The organism is Capnocytophaga genosp. AHN8471 (assembly GCF_016806945.1).
Taxonomy (GTDB): Bacteria; Bacteroidota; Bacteroidia; order Flavobacteriales; family Flavobacteriaceae; genus Capnocytophaga; species Capnocytophaga periodontitidis.
On the sequence record NZ_JAESPJ010000041.1, the window covers coordinates 36307 to 51135 of the forward strand.

The 14829-nt window shown below is 36.5% G+C and carries 10 protein-coding genes; 8 read left to right on the forward strand and 2 right to left on the reverse strand.

Annotated elements, in window-relative coordinates:
* Positions 1-88 precede the first annotated feature (88 nt).
* The 7 genes from JMN12_RS14820 (at position 89) to murC (ending at position 9041) form a co-directional block, all read left to right on the forward strand.
* Positions 89-2428: a TerD family protein gene (locus JMN12_RS14820; protein ID WP_203140029.1), complete on the forward strand. Its 2340-nt coding sequence runs from the start codon at positions 89-91 to the stop codon at positions 2426-2428.
* Between the two features lie 15 nt (positions 2429-2443).
* Positions 2444-3664, forward strand: a complete 1221-nt coding sequence (locus JMN12_RS14825; protein WP_088594235.1) for an alpha/beta hydrolase — start codon at positions 2444-2446, stop codon at positions 3662-3664.
* A 130-nt stretch (positions 3665-3794) separates the two neighbouring features.
* A complete protein-coding gene (locus JMN12_RS14830; protein WP_203140031.1) occupies positions 3795-4511 on the forward strand; it encodes a copper homeostasis protein CutC in 717 nt (238 codons plus the stop codon).
* A 44-nt stretch (positions 4512-4555) separates the two neighbouring features.
* Positions 4556-5767 carry a metallophosphoesterase gene (locus JMN12_RS14835; protein ID WP_203093462.1) on the forward strand — a complete coding sequence of 404 codons (1212 nt, stop codon included), beginning with the start codon at positions 4556-4558 and terminating at the stop codon, positions 5765-5767.
* 9 nt (positions 5768-5776) lie between these two features.
* Entirely contained in the window at positions 5777-6856 is a 1080-nt protein-coding gene (gene murG / locus JMN12_RS14840; RefSeq protein WP_203140033.1) for an undecaprenyldiphospho-muramoylpentapeptide beta-N-acetylglucosaminyltransferase, read from the forward strand.
* Positions 6853-7698: a hypothetical protein gene (locus JMN12_RS14845; protein WP_203140035.1), complete on the forward strand. Its 846-nt coding sequence runs from the start codon at positions 6853-6855 to the stop codon at positions 7696-7698. Before murG ends, JMN12_RS14845 begins: the two co-directional genes overlap by 4 nt.
* Positions 7695-9041 (forward strand): UDP-N-acetylmuramate--L-alanine ligase, encoded by a 1347-nt coding sequence (murC, locus tag JMN12_RS14850; protein ID WP_203140037.1) that lies wholly within the window; start codon positions 7695-7697, stop codon positions 9039-9041. Before JMN12_RS14845 ends, murC begins: the two co-directional genes overlap by 4 nt.
* A gap of 61 nt (positions 9042-9102) precedes the next feature.
* On the opposite strand, the gene JMN12_RS14855 is transcribed toward murC, so the two are convergent.
* On the reverse strand, positions 9103-12030 hold the full coding sequence (locus JMN12_RS14855; RefSeq protein ID WP_203140038.1) for a M16 family metallopeptidase: 2928 nt from the start codon (positions 12028-12030) through the stop codon (positions 9103-9105).
* Between the two features lie 96 nt (positions 12031-12126).
* Positions 12127-13524 (reverse strand): class II fumarate hydratase, encoded by a 1398-nt coding sequence (gene fumC / locus JMN12_RS14860; protein ID WP_009413104.1) that lies wholly within the window; start codon positions 13522-13524, stop codon positions 12127-12129.
* Positions 13525-13696: 172 nt separating this feature from the next.
* On the opposite strand from fumC, the gene prfA reads away from it, so the two are divergent.
* On the forward strand, positions 13697-14770 hold the full coding sequence (prfA, locus tag JMN12_RS14865; protein WP_009413103.1) for a peptide chain release factor 1: 1074 nt from the start codon (positions 13697-13699) through the stop codon (positions 14768-14770).
* The last annotated feature ends 59 nt before the right edge of the window (positions 14771-14829 follow it).

Consider the following 14829-nt stretch of genomic DNA (forward strand, 5'->3'; position numbering starts at 1 on the left):
AATAAAGAAAGGTCAAACGGAAGTTACTTCATTTCTCTTTTGGTAAGAACTTACTTCCGTGATTACCTTTCTTTTTTTATTTTATACTATGGGAAAAACAATCAACATACAAAAAGTTGCCCTTAGGCAAAACGCTCTTTATATTCCTGATACTATGGTCTCACAAAGAGCCATACTGCCAGGTACCTTGGAACTAGTAGCTGCCCTACGCCAACATGGTTTTGGGGTTACTGAAGACCTTTTGCATGCTATCAATGGTACTACCAATGAGTATCGTCAGTCTGTTGTCAAGGTGATAAAAAAGGTACTTCATGTCAATCTCAATTGGGCACCTCTTATCAAAAACTGGGAAGTACCTACAGGCGAGAGTGCGATAGATCATATTATCACAGATTCCTACAATCAGTATCCAGACCTGATAAAATATGATGATGAGTACTCTAGCTATTATTACGATTACTATCAAGACGAAGATGAAAGATATAACGATTCTTACATACCTAAACACGAGCGATTTTTAGCTTGTGGACACTATATTCCTTATGGTACTTTCCCTTTGTGGCGTTATAATGGTTGTCCTTTCTGTGGTACCCCTTTTGAACTTGGAGGAATAGAATATCAAGGACAAGGTAGCAAACTCAAAATCCTTGATCTTTGGCGTGAAGCGGAAGCTGATACCTTTTTCCAAAACCTACTAAGATCCAAAACTGCCTTGGATGCGACTCAGTCCGATTCCTTTAAGTTGCTACTCCCTTACTTTTCAGTAGCTCCTGAGACTCATATTGGTATGAAGGAGACACTTGTCTTGGTAGTAGATAACTATATTGCTCAGGGCAAGGAGGCGGAAGCGGGTGCTTGTTTTAGCTCCCCTACCAATATATTGCGCTATTTGTGGTATAAAAAAATAGGCTTCTTACAGATAATCCCTCCTAAAACAATTGTTGCTAAAAATGCTAAAAACAACCAGCATATAATGCGTCAATTAGATAAGAGTGAGCAAACTAAAGCTGAAGCAAAACAAGCTCTCAAACTCAAGTACTCTCGTGAGGAATGTGCCCGAGTAGCACGTTGGCTAAATGATTTGTCTCTTTCAGCTGAGAAGGCTTGTGAATTAATGCACCCTAAGCGCGAAATGTGGGTGCGCTTTATTCGTGCCTTGCGTTTAGCCGAGTATAGCAAGAAAAAAGGCTTTGAAAAGCTTGCTACACTATTAGACACCTTCTATCATCAGAAATACGAAGTGTGGCAAAGCAAGGTTCAACAGGCTTACCTAAATGTAGATACCGATGCTGTTTTAGAATATCTAAAAGAACGCCCTTCTCAGTTTGCGCGTTCACTATTCGCTACTATGTTATGGGTGGGTGCAGAAGATACGATTGTAGCCTTCAAAGAAGTAATAGACCAAGTGCCTATACGTTTGCTCTTTACCCTTAATAATTATGCTGATCTTTACTTTACACCACAGGGTACACGCCCTGTAAAAATCATTACAGGCGATTATATAAATGCTCCTAAAAATCAATGGGTAAATTTAGGTTATAACGAAGAGCAATTAGCTCAGATGAAAACAGCTGTAGAAGACCTTTGTTTGTGGACAATACGCAGAAAGTTCGCTACACAACCCAATCCTCATAAAACGATATTTATAGATAAACAGTTGTATTATATCCCTTTGCCTATAGGTGATAGAAGCAATAATATACAAGACTTCAATGCTACCCTAATGGGGACAAAATTTCCTTTAGAAGGCAACGAAGTACGCCTCTTTATGCAATGGGGTAAAGACCTCCCTGCCCAGCATCTCGATATGGACTTGTCTTGCTATATTATCTTTGACGAAGAATGTAGAATGGAAAATGAGATGTGCTTTTTTGGTAAACTTACCGCTACGGGGTGTCAGCACAGTGGTGATATTCGTAGTATTCCTAATAAAGTAGGTACTGCCGAGTATATCAATATCGATGTAAATATCTTGCGCCAAAAGAAAGCTAAATACGTAAGTTTTGTGTGCAATGCTTATTCTAATGGGGCACTATCTCCTAATTTAGTAGTAGGTTGGATGGATAGTAAGCATAAAATGAAAGTATCTGAGCGTACAGGGGTAGCCTATGACCCTTCTACCGTGATTCATCAGGTGCGTATCGCTCAATCATTACAAAAAGGACTCCTCTTTGGTATCTTAGATGTAGAGGCTAAAGAGATTATCTGGATGGAACTCCCTTTCCAAGGACAGCTTGCTAATGACCTATCTCTCAATACCGTAAAAACTCTACTCGATAAGTTAAATGCTAAAACTACTATCGGCAACCTGGTAACCCTCAAAGCCGAAGCTCAAGGATTGCAAGTAGTAAGCGACAAAGCTCTCGCCGATGAAGTGTATGATATACAATGGGCAGAATATGGGAAAGTAAATGAATTGTTTTTATAGTTAAAATAAACAGATATGAAAAAATACATACTATTCAGTGCTATAACCTTATTTGTTATAGGGCTACAAGCACAAAACAAATTCAAAGTAACGCCTGATGAGGCACGTAATGGTTCGTATACTATTAGCCCTACTTTACCTAAGGACGGAATGGTAAAAGCAGGCACGGTTCTTACACTCAAAGCAACCCCTGCCACTGGCTATATTTTTGATAGTGGTTATTACTCCTTACCAGAACAGTGGGGGGCTATGTTTTATGAACAATCTACACCTGAGTTCAAAGTGAAAGTAGACAAAGATATGAATGTAGGAGCTTGTTTTGTACCTAAAAAAGCGGAAGCTAATCTGAAAGTAGTGCAAGATATTGTTTATGCTAAACCGGGAGTAAAACCGCTGAAATACGATGTATATAGTCCTAAAGGTAAGCAAAACCTACCTTGTGTTGTAATTATCCACGGAGGTGGATGGAGCTCCAATACTGAATCGGTGATGAGAGGTTTGGCACGCGAACTAGCAAACAGTGGCAGATATGTGGTTTTCAACATTGATTATCGCTGGATAGACAAACTAGACGGAGATAGTACTCCTACTCAATTGCACCAAATTATAGAAGATGTGTATGGAGCTTTGTTACACATTGCTGAAAACGCTGCTAAATACGGAGGCGATAGCAGTAAGTTATTCCTTACAGGTGATAGTGCGGGAGGACATCTATCTGCCTCAGCAGCTAACTTTGTAGAACGTATAGGTGACAAAGGTTTTGGTAAAATACAAGGTGTGTATGAGTTTATGCCTACCTATATGCCTAAAGGAAAAACAGTAACTCAAGTGCGTAATGAGTTGGCTAAAGCTATCAAAGCTGTTGCCCCTAGTTATGGAGTTTTTCGTCCAGAAACTCTTGCTTTTATGTTTAAGAACTATCCTTTTTTGAACGAAATAGCTCCTATCAATAATATTCCCGAGGCTGCTAAAAGAGCTGTACCTCAATTGTTATTGCGAGGTTCAGAAGATATGCTCATCAAAGATGAAGAAGTAAAGGCTTATGAACGCGCTCTTGCCAAAGCTGGTCAGAGAGTAGAGTACATACAAGTAGGAGACGCCAATCACGCTTTTTTCGATTGGAAACCTGATACTAAAACACAAGCAACTTTCAACAAATACGGCAAATACCACGCTCACGAAATGTTGTTGTTCTTTGATTCAGTATTAGAAGATCTTAACAAAACTAACAACTAAAGAAACATCTTCAAATATAAATATCCGAGGAAGTATAATACTTTTCTCGGATATTTTTATATTAATTACTCATTCTTCATTGCTAATTATCAATTGTTTTGTACATTTGCGCTCTAAATTAACAAAGACTATGATTTATGAAATATGTGCCAGCTCTTTTGAGTCGGCTAAAAATGCTGAAATAGCAGGTGCTATCCGTATAGAGTTGTGTAGCGAATTAGGTGTAGGAGGGGTAACCCCCAGCTATGGATTAATTAAAAAAGTAATGGACGAACTCTCTATCGGTAACTGTGTGCTGATACGTCCTCGTAGTGGTAATTTTACTTATACCGATGAGGAGTTTGATGTGATGTTACGCGACATCAATCTCTGTCGTGAATTAGGTTGCCAAGGAGTAGTAACAGGAGTGTTACATCGCGATAACACAATTGATGAAGAACGTACTGCACGCCTCAAAGAAGCTGCAGGTACTATGGAATTTATCTATCACCGTGCTTTTGATTGTGCCCCCGATCCCATTGCTGCAATTAAAACCCTAAAACGCTTGGGAGTTGAACGTATTCTTACCTCAGGAGGTAAAAAATCAGCTATTGAAGGATTAGAACTGCTTAAAGAACTCAACCGCATAGCTGCAGGTCAACCCACAATTATGCCTGGGGGTGGTATCAATCGACAGAGCATTATACAGATAAAAGTTGCTGGTTTTACCCAAGTGCACTTTTCAGGTACAGTTTTTGAGGATTTGGGTACATCTTTGCCTTTCTCATTTAAAACAGAGGCGTTTTTAGACGAAACAAAACGCCCTATTTCTAATGTTGAAAACATCAAAAAAATTATGAATAATTAGCCAGTTTGTTGTCAATTAGCAAATTGGTAAATTGACAAATGAATATGGTTTATATAATTCTTATTGGTATTTTTATCATTTATTTTCTACTAACATTTTATGCAAGTAGAAGTTTAAAAACACTCAAAGTTCCCCGTTGGGTAGAATGGCTATTTTGGCTCATCACAATAGGAGTGGTAATTCACTTGTTGTACCATTGGTTCTGTAGAGGAAAAGTTGTATGGAGTGCCCCTCAACAATATGCTGTTGCAGGGCTACTTACATGGCTTATTATCTGTTTGTTTGTAACTCTTCCTTTGTTATTAGAAGATATTACACGACTTATAAAAGCTATATTTCGCAAACCTACTAATACACCACGTATTCCTTCTCGTCGTAAGTTTGTAAGTACTTTAGGTTGGGGATTGGCAGCTATTCCTTTTGCTTCTATCCTCTATAGTATTTTCAAAGGAAAATATAACTATAAAGTTTGGAAATACACATTGTATTTCGATAATCTCCCTAAAGCATTTGATGGCTATCGCATTACTCAAATATCCGATATTCATTGTGGTAGCTTTGATAACTATGAGAAAATACGCTATGGAGTAGAGCTTATCAACTCACAAAAAAGCGATGTAATCCTTTTTACTGGCGATTTGGTGAATAATTTAGCAAATGAGGTACACAATTGGAAATCACTTTTTGCTACTCTGCAAGCTCCTGATGGGGTATTTTCTATTATGGGTAACCACGACTATGGTGATTATTCCTCTTGGGAAACTCCTGAAGCTAAACAACAAAATTTAGAGCATTTATTTCAATTACAAAAACAAATGGGATGGCAACTATTGCTTAACGAACATTGTTATTTAGAACGTAATGGCGAAAAAATAGCTTTAATAGGGGTAGAAAACTGGGGACACGGTCGATTTTCTAAATATGGTGATTTAAATAAGGCTATAGAAGGTGTAAATACCGAAGATTTTAAAATATTAATGAGTCACGATCCAACTCATTGGCAAGAGGTTGTGTTACCTGAAAATAAAGATATTCAACTTACTCTCAGTGGTCATACACACGGGATGCAATGCGGTATTGAAATACCTGGGTGGCTAAAATGGAGCCCTTCACAATATATTTACAAATATTGGGGAGGAATGTATGAGGAGGATGGTAAATACCTGAATGTAAATAGAGGTTTTGGTTATCACGCTTTCCCTGGTCGTTTAGGAGTATGGCCTGAAATCACAGTTATTGAACTAAAAACTAAATAACTAAATTCTATGAAAAAAATTATTATCTCAGGAGGTGGTACTGGCGGACATATATTCCCTGCCATCGCTATTGCCGATGAAATAAAAAAACGTTTACCTGAAGCCGAAATACTTTTTGTAGGGGCTAAAGATCGTATGGAAATGCAAAAAGTACCTCAAGCCGGTTATCCTATTGAAGGTTTGTGGATTTCAGGAATTCAACGTAAACTCACTTGGCAAAATTTGATTTTTCCACTAAAGTTTATCCATAGTCTATGGAAATCTCGACAAATCATCAAGCGTTTTAAACCTGATGCCGTCATAGGTACAGGAGGATTTGCTAGTGGAGCTGTAGTAAAAGTAGCAGGACAAATGGGAATCCCTACTTTTATTCAAGAACAAAATTCCTATGCAGGCATTACCAACAAGATGCTTGCCCAAAAGGCAAAGAAAATATGTGTTGCTTATGATGGTATGGAAGTTTCCTTTCCAAAAGAGAAAATCGTAAAAACGGGTAATCCTATTCGTGGAGGTTTACTAAATATAGAGCAACATCGCGAAGAAGGTTTATCGTATTTCCAACTTAATTCTCATCAAAAAACACTTTTGATATTAGGAGGAAGTTTAGGAGCACGACGCATCAATCAGTTAGTGGAAGCTCAATTACCTTTATTTGAAAAATTAGGGGTGCAAGTGCTATGGCAATGTGGCAAACTTTACTATGAAGAATACAAAAAGTATAATAGTTCACAAGTACACGTTTTAGCTTTTATTGATCGTATGGAACAAGCTTATGCCGTTGCCGATGTAATTATTTCGCGAGCAGGTGCAAGTTCTGTAAGTGAATTATGTGTAGTAGGCAAACCAGTAATATTTATTCCCTCACCTAATGTAGCCGAAGATCATCAAACTAAAAATGCACGTGCTATAGCTGATAAACAAGCTGCTATTTTAATAAAGGAAAATGAATTAGATAGTAAATTTGCAGATACTTTTAGCAACTTGATAACTGATGAAACTCAACAGCAAAATCTTTCATCTCATATTAAAGCGTTAGCTCAACCCAATGCAACCAAAGAAATTGTAGATTTAATAATAAATAACAGATGACTAAATTTTTAACCTTTATAGCTCTCTTAGGAGGAGGAGTGCTTTCTATAGCACAAACTACCTTAAAACCCTCTGTATTTATAGATACTAAAAGTGATGATTTCAAAAAAGGTACTGTAGAAATCAAAGAATATACAAACTATGAAATATATCAACAATTACAACGCAATCTCAAATCAGGTAACTCAGCTGCTATCAATGCTGATATGATACGTCAGGCATTTATCACGAGAAAGATAGCTTTACAAAAAGGTACTTACATCATTGATAACAATGAACAACATTTCGAGTTTGAAATAGGTAATAGTGGTCAATTAGTAGGTGAAGGTAAATTTGTAAATAAAAAGCGTAACATTCCTTCTACTTATATTTTTAACAATGGAAAACTTGCTGAAATTCATATTTTTACTCCTGAAGGAAGATTACGCAAAAAAAATATCTTCAAAGGTAATGCTATAGAAGGATTGGTGTATGACCACGCTGGAAATATTGCTCAAAAAATAGAAATATACACTAATTTAAAAGAAGGCGCTGACCAAATAGTAACTAATTATCACAAGAATGGCAACCCCAGTAAAGAAGTAAATACTATTAAAAACACTACCAAAGAGTATTATCAAAATGGCAAACTCAAACTCGAACAAATAAATAGTAAAACTACTACCAAATATGACCCTGAAGGGAAAATAACTGAAAAATGGTATGTTACTGAAAAAGGTAACTGCAAAGAGTTATATGAAAAAGGGGTAATCTCTCAAAAAATATGTGAAGATCGCAGTATAAAAGAAACCACTGTGAGCACTTATAAAAATGGTAAATTATTAGAAACAAAGAAATTATGAATTTACAACCAATAACAAACGTTTATTTTATAGGTATTGGAGGCATAGGAATGTCTGCCCTTGCACGTTATTTCAATGCCAATGGTAAAGTAGTAGCTGGTTATGACCGTACCTCTACTGATATTACTGAAATGCTTGAAAAAGAGGGTATAAAAGTACATTTTACCGATGAGGTAGAAGCTATACCTGCTTCATTCAAAAATACTACAACTACTCTGGTGGTTTATACTCCTGCTATTCCTAAAGATCATAAGGAACTGACATTTTTTCAAGATAATGGCTATCAAGTAGTAAAACGATCAGAAGTGTTAGGCTTCATTACTAAAAACTCCTTTTGTTTAGCTGTTGCAGGTACTCACGGTAAAACTACAACATCAAGTATTTTAGCCCATATTATGGTAGAAAGTGGAGCTTCGGTAAGTGCTTTTTTAGGAGGTATAGCCGAAAATTTCAATAGTAATTTGGTACTCAAAGGTAGTGAATATACAGTAGTTGAAGCCGATGAGTTTGACCGTTCATTTTTGCGACTTTCACCTAACATTGCTTGTATTACCTCTATGGACGCTGATCACCTCGATATTTATGGTGATGAGCAACATCTTATAGAAGGATTTCACGAGTTTGCTGGAAAAATTAAACCTGGAGGCAGTCTCATTGTACGCAACGGACTAAACATAGCTGGTGAAACGTATGGTTTAGAAGATAATTCTGATTACAGTTTCCAAAACATTCATATTGTATATGGTATTTATCATTTTGATTTCAAATATGCAGGAGGTATTTATAAAGATATTACCTTTATGAAACCAGGGCGACACAACTTACTCAATGCTTTGGCAGCTATTGCCATGGCTGTAAAAGCAGGAATTGCTCCTGAAAAATTGTTGCCTCACTTAGCTACTTTTAGAGGGGTAAAACGTCGTTTTTCATATATCATTAAAGAAAAAGACTTTGTTTTCATTGATGATTATGCCCATCACCCTTCCGAAATCAATGCTCTATATCAAGCAGTAACTGAAATGTATCCTAATACTCCTAAAACTATTGTTTTTCAACCTCACCTTTTCACTCGTACACGTGATTTTATGAATGATTTTGCAAAAAGTCTATCACAATTTGATGAGGTGATACTATTAGATATCTATCCTGCACGTGAATTACCTATAGAGGGGATTACTTCACAAGTTTTATTAGAGAAAATAACTACTTCTAAAAAAACTTTAGTAAGCAAAACTGAACTTATTCCTCTTCTACTCAAGAAACGTCCTCAATTATTATTAGCTGTAGGGGCAGGTGATATAGGAGCTGAAGTAGCTCATATCAAAGAAGCTATGAAAAAGTAAAAACTGAAGAAAATAACAAAAAAATGAGGCTCACCTTTTTTGATGAGCCTCGTTTTTATTTTTAGTATCCGAAGAGTTCTTCTAAGGAGAGTTTTTTGAAATCTCCTATTTTTTGAAGTTCATCTTTTGAAAGTTTCTTTTCAGAAGCTAAAATCACATAAGTATAAGGCTTTTTGGAAAGGTATTTATCGTGGAAAGTTTTTATCTCTTTCATTGTAATACCATCTATATTTTGATATACTTGCTTGCGTATATCATCCTTAAGACCTAATTCTTTTGCTGCTAAATAACTATAAATGATACCATCTTGAGTAATACGCTCAGTTTCTATTTCTTGTTTGATTTGTAGCTTGGCTAATTCGAGATTAGCTGGTAATTCAGGCATTGTATTGAGCAGTTCATTCATAGCCTCAACAGCTTCTTTAAATTTGTCAGCTTGCGAACCTACATAGGCAAGCACATAGTATTTATCAGTTTTCTTTCTTGGTGAAGCATAATAACCATAAGTACTATATGCCAACGCTTTGCTTTCGCGAATGGTTTGGAATACCAAAGACCCCATACCTCCACCAAAATAGTTATTGAATGCACTAATTACAGTACTTTCAGCAGGGTTGAAAGGAACAGTATTGCGCACCCAGCGTGTTTCAGCTTGTACCATTTCATAATCAGTAAAAAGTACTTGGTTTTTAGTCTGTTCTACTTGTTTAAACTCTTTTTTAGGAGCTACTTTAGCGAACTTAGTAGGTACTTTATGTAAAGGTTTTAGTTTAGTTGTAAGTTCTGAAAGTGTAGCAGGTCCATAATAAATAACGGTTTGCTCTACATTATTCAAATTTTTAACTCTATCTACCAATTCCTTTGCACTAATCGTATTAATTTCGGCATTAGAAAGTACATTGTTCACCTTATTTTTAGAACCATAAAGAGCATAATTAGTAAGTGCTTGCATAATAGCTCCACGATTAGCTTTTACATCTACACGTGATTTAGCAACACGAGCTTTAAGTGCTTGTAATACTTGCTCATCTGGTTGAGCATTGAGAACTAAATCTTCGTAAAGTTTAACAGCAGCTTCAAAATTCTCTTGTAAACCTTCTATTGATACATAAGTATATTCTTCTTCTGTAGAGATTTGGAAGCTGGATGCTATCTTATAAAATTCTTTTGAAATTTGTTCAGCTGATTTCTTATCAGTTCCTAAAAATTGGATGTATTGGGCTGCTATAGGCATTTTCAAATCATTAGCTGAACCTATTTTGTAGCGGAAACTCAAACGATACAACTCATTATCTTTATTTTGTACATACAATACTTCGGCATTACCTAATTTACCTTTTTGTAAATCTTTACTGTAATTTAAGAATACAGGAGCTACCGGAGTACTTGGCATCTCGTTGATCATTTTCACAAAAGCTGATTGTTTATCGGAATTAGTTTCAACAGGAGTAATAGCAGGTTTTTCAATTTTTTCTACATTGGTGCGTTGTCCTTTCTCTTTATAAATAGCCACATAGTTATTACCTAAGTATTTATTAGCAAAAGCGACAATATCGGCTTTAGTAAGTTTAGAAAGATTATTTACATAAGCTACTTGGTCTTTCCAGTTGAGATTATCAGTAAAAGCTGCCATCAACATATTAGCACGATTGCTATAAGATTCAGTTGCTTGAATCGTTTGTTTTTTCAAATTGTTGATAATAGAAGGGATGAGATCATCATCAAAATTACCTTTTTTAAGGTTTTCTATTTGTCCTAACATAAGATCTTTTACTTGTTCTAATGACTGTCCTTGTAAAGGAGCTCCTGATAGATATAGTACTCCATAATCTATAAGTGTATAAGCAAAGGCACTAGCTTTTAGTAATTTTTGTTTCTTTACAAGATTCAAATCGATGAGCCCAGCATTGCCATTGGTAAGGATTTCACCTACTAAATCAGCTAATAGAGCATCTTTATCTTGGTTACCTGGCAAACGGAATGCTATAGAAACACTTTCAGCATCAGGACCTACTACTTTTTTGATGATAGGGGCAGTGATAGGTGCTTCTTTCTCAAAAGTATATTGAGGTACAGGTTTAGGTTGCATATAGCTAAAAGCCTTATCAATTTCGGCAATAGCTTTATCAGGATTGAAATCACCAGCCAATATTACTGCCATATTATTAGGTACATAATAGGTTTGGAAGTACTTGCGAATTTCTTTTAATGAAGGATTTTTTAAATGTTCTACCGTACCAATAGTAGTTTGCAAGCCATAATTGTGTTTTTTGAACAACTCAGAGAAAAGAGTTTCAAATACTTCACTATTATCGCTATCCAAAGAGCGATTTTTTTCTTCATATACAGCTTCTAATTCGGTATGGAAAATACGAAGCACAGGATTGCGAAAACGTTCAGATTGTACAGCAATATACTTATTGATAGCATTTGCTGGTACATCATCAGTATAAACAGTTTTCTCAAAAGAAGTAAACGCATTAGTACCTTGTGCTCCCATAGCAGTCATCATCTTGTCGTACTCATTAGCAATTGCATACTTGCTAGCTACCCCCGATACTGAATCAATTTTCTTATAAATAACCTTACGTTTAGCAGGGTCTTTGGTGTGATTGTACTCTTCATAAAGGGCATCAATTTTGTCTAATTGTACCTTTTCTTTGTTCCAATCAAGAGAACCGTATTTATCAGTTCCCTTAAAGAGCAAATGCTCTAAATAATGTGCAAGTCCTGTATGAGTAGCAGGATCAGTTTTACTACCAGCCTTCACGGCTACATAACACTGAATGCGGGGTTCTTTATTAGTAGGACTTAGGATTACTGTAAGCCCATTTTTCAAGGTATAAAACCTTGCATTGGTAGGATCGTGGGTAACATATTTATAAGTGTACCCGCCACTTTGAGCTTCTTTCCACTCGTAGTTTTGAGCAGTAACCCCGAACGATATAGCTATAGTAAACAGCCATAAAAATAGATTTCTTTTCAGCATAAAAATATAGTTTTAAAATGTGTATTAAAAGAAAAGGGTATCTAAAAAGTTGTTTCCAGATACCCTCTATTTGTTACATAAGTTATTACTTATTAATTATTTAAGGCTTCCTACCATATCTTCAGGGCGCACCCATTTATCAAAGTCCTCAGGAGTAACATAACCAAGGCGTACAGCCTCTTCTTTGAGGGTTGTACCATTGCGGTGAGCTGTTTGAGCAATTTCGGCAGCTTTGTAATAACCTATTTTAGTATTAAGAGCTGTGACGAGCATCAACGAGTTGTCTACTAATTCTTTAATACGTTTGTAATTAGGTTCGATACCACTTGCGCAATGTTCTTCAAACGATACACAAACATCACCTAACAACTCAGCTGATTTAAGGAAGTTAGAAGCCATTAATGGTTTAAATACATTCAATTCGTAATGACCTTGAGTACCACCTACTGAAATAGCTACATCGTTACCCATTACTTGTGCTGCTACCATTGTCATCGCTTCACATTGGGTAGGATTTACTTTACCGGGCATAATAGAACTACCTGGTTCGTTAGCAGGGATGAGAATTTCACCAATACCAGAACGAGGACCTGAAGCCATCATACGAATGTCGTTTGCAATCTTGTTTAATGATACAGCCAATTGCTTGAGGGCACCGTGGCTTTCTACAATAGCGTCGTGAGAAGCTAAAGCTTCAAATTTGTTAGGAGCGGTTACAAAAGGTAGACCGGTGAATTTAGCAATATACTCAGCTACTTTCACATCATAACCTTTAGGAGTGTTGAGCCCTGTACCTACAGCAGTTCCACCTAAAGCGAGTTCTGAGAGGTGTGCTAAAGTATTTTTGATAGCGCGAATAGCGTGATCAAGCTGAGCTACATAGCCTGAAAGTTCTTGTCCTAAAGTAAGTGGTGTAGCATCCATAAGGTGTGTACGACCTATCTTTACTACATCTTTAAAGGCTTCAGCTTTAGCGGCAAGGGTATCGCGTAGTTTTTGAACCCCAGGAATAGTTTTTTCAACTACCATTTTGTAGCAAGCAATATGCATACCTGTAGGGAAAGTATCGTTAGACGATTGTGATTTATTCACATCATCATTAGCCTTTAACACGGGGTCTCCTTCTCCTATTTGTTTGCCAGCTAACACTTGAGCACGATTGGCTATAACCTCATTCACATTCATATTAGATTGAGTACCTGAACCGGTTTGCCAAATTACCAATGGGAATTGGTCATCAAGTTTGCCTTCGAGAATCTCGTCACAAACTTGAGCAATAGCATCGCGTTTTTCGGCTGAAAGTACGCCTAAATCGAAGTTAGCATAGGCAGCAGCTTTTTTAAGATAGGCAAAGCCGCGGATAATTTCAATCGGCATAGAAGCGGGTGCACCGATTTTGAAGTTGTTGCGTGAACGTTCTGTTTGTGCTCCCCAATATTTATCGGCTGGCACCTTCACTTCACCCAAAGTGTCTTTTTCAATTCTATAACTCATTTTGTTTGTATTAGTTAAAATAATCTTCTTTTAAAAAACGCTACAAAGGTACATTTTATTTTCTAAATATTAAAATTTTTTTAAGAGATTTTTTGTTATGATAATTCTGTAATTTGCTAATTAGCTAATTAATTGCTACCTTTGCGCCCTCAAAAAGATTATTCAGAATAAAATGCTTGATAAACTAAACATTGTTAAACAACGCTTTGATGAGGTATCGGATTTGATTATCCAACCTGATGTGATTGCCGACCAAAAACGTTACATTCAGCTTAATAAGGAGTATAAAGATCTAAAAGAGTTGATGGATAAACGAGAAGAGTACATCAATGTAACTGGCAATCTTGTTGAAGCTGAAGAAATTATTGCCGATGGTAGTGATGCTGAAATGGTGGAGATGGCTAAGTTACAATTAGAAGAAAGCAAAGAACGCTTACCTCAATTAGAGGAAGAAATCAAATATATGTTGATTCCTAAAGACCCTGAAGATGCGAAGAATGCTGTAATGGAAATACGTGCTGGCACAGGTGGAGATGAGGCTTCTATCTTTGCTGGCGACCTTTATCGTATGTATACTAAATATTGCCAAAGCAAAGGCTGGAGTACTTCGGTAATGGATTTCAATGAAGGAACTGCAGGGGGCTACAAAGAGATTATTTTTGAAGTTACAGGTGATAATGTATATGGTACTTTAAAGTTTGAAGCAGGAGTACACCGTGTACAGCGCGTTCCTCAAACTGAAACACAAGGGCGTGTACATACTTCAGCTGCTACTGTAATGGTATTACCAGAGGCTGAAGAGTTTGATGTAGAACTCAATATGGCAGATGTAAATATTATTCGTACAACCTCTACAGGCCCTGGCGGACAGTCGGTGAATACTACTTATTCTGCTATTCAACTCCAGCATATTCCTACAGGTATAGAGGTGCGTTGCCAAGATGAAAAATCTCAACACAAAAACCTTGAAAAAGCATTGAAAGTATTACGTTCTCGCCTCTACGAATTAGAACTTGCTAAAAAAATGGAAGCTGATTCTGCTCGCCGTAAGTCAATGGTATCCAGTGGTGACCGTTCAGCTAAAATACGCACTTATAATTATCCTCAAGGTCGCGTAACTGATCATCGTATCGGGCTTACTCTCTATGATTTACAGAATGTTATCAATGGAGATGTTCAACGCCTTATTGATGAATTACAACTTGCTGAAAACGCTGAAAAACTCAAAGAAGGTGATGTGTTTTAAAGAAGTAAGATAACAAAAATAGTGTTACTAAATAGAAAAGAGCCTGTCCGAAAAGTTTT

What these genes read in the sequence shown, in the direction of transcription:
- JMN12_RS14820 (WP_203140029.1), top strand. Translation starts at nt 89, where the DNA reads ATGGGAAAAACAATCAACATACAAAAAGTTGCCCTTAGGCAAAACGCT.
- JMN12_RS14825 (WP_088594235.1), top strand. Translation starts at nt 2,444, where the DNA reads ATGAAAAAATACATACTATTCAGTGCTATAACCTTATTTGTTATAGGG.
- JMN12_RS14830 (WP_203140031.1), top strand. Translation starts at nt 3,795, where the DNA reads ATGATTTATGAAATATGTGCCAGCTCTTTTGAGTCGGCTAAAAATGCT.
- JMN12_RS14835 (WP_203093462.1), top strand. Translation starts at nt 4,556, where the DNA reads ATGGTTTATATAATTCTTATTGGTATTTTTATCATTTATTTTCTACTA.
- murG (WP_203140033.1), top strand. Translation starts at nt 5,777, where the DNA reads ATGAAAAAAATTATTATCTCAGGAGGTGGTACTGGCGGACATATATTC.
- JMN12_RS14845 (WP_203140035.1), top strand. Translation starts at nt 6,853, where the DNA reads ATGACTAAATTTTTAACCTTTATAGCTCTCTTAGGAGGAGGAGTGCTT.
- murC (WP_203140037.1), top strand. Translation starts at nt 7,695, where the DNA reads ATGAATTTACAACCAATAACAAACGTTTATTTTATAGGTATTGGAGGC.
- JMN12_RS14855 (WP_203140038.1), bottom strand. Translation starts at nt 12,030, where the DNA reads ATGCTGAAAAGAAATCTATTTTTATGGCTGTTTACTATAGCTATATCG.
- fumC (WP_009413104.1), bottom strand. Translation starts at nt 13,524, where the DNA reads ATGAGTTATAGAATTGAAAAAGACACTTTGGGTGAAGTGAAGGTGCCA.
- prfA (WP_009413103.1), top strand. Translation starts at nt 13,697, where the DNA reads ATGCTTGATAAACTAAACATTGTTAAACAACGCTTTGATGAGGTATCG.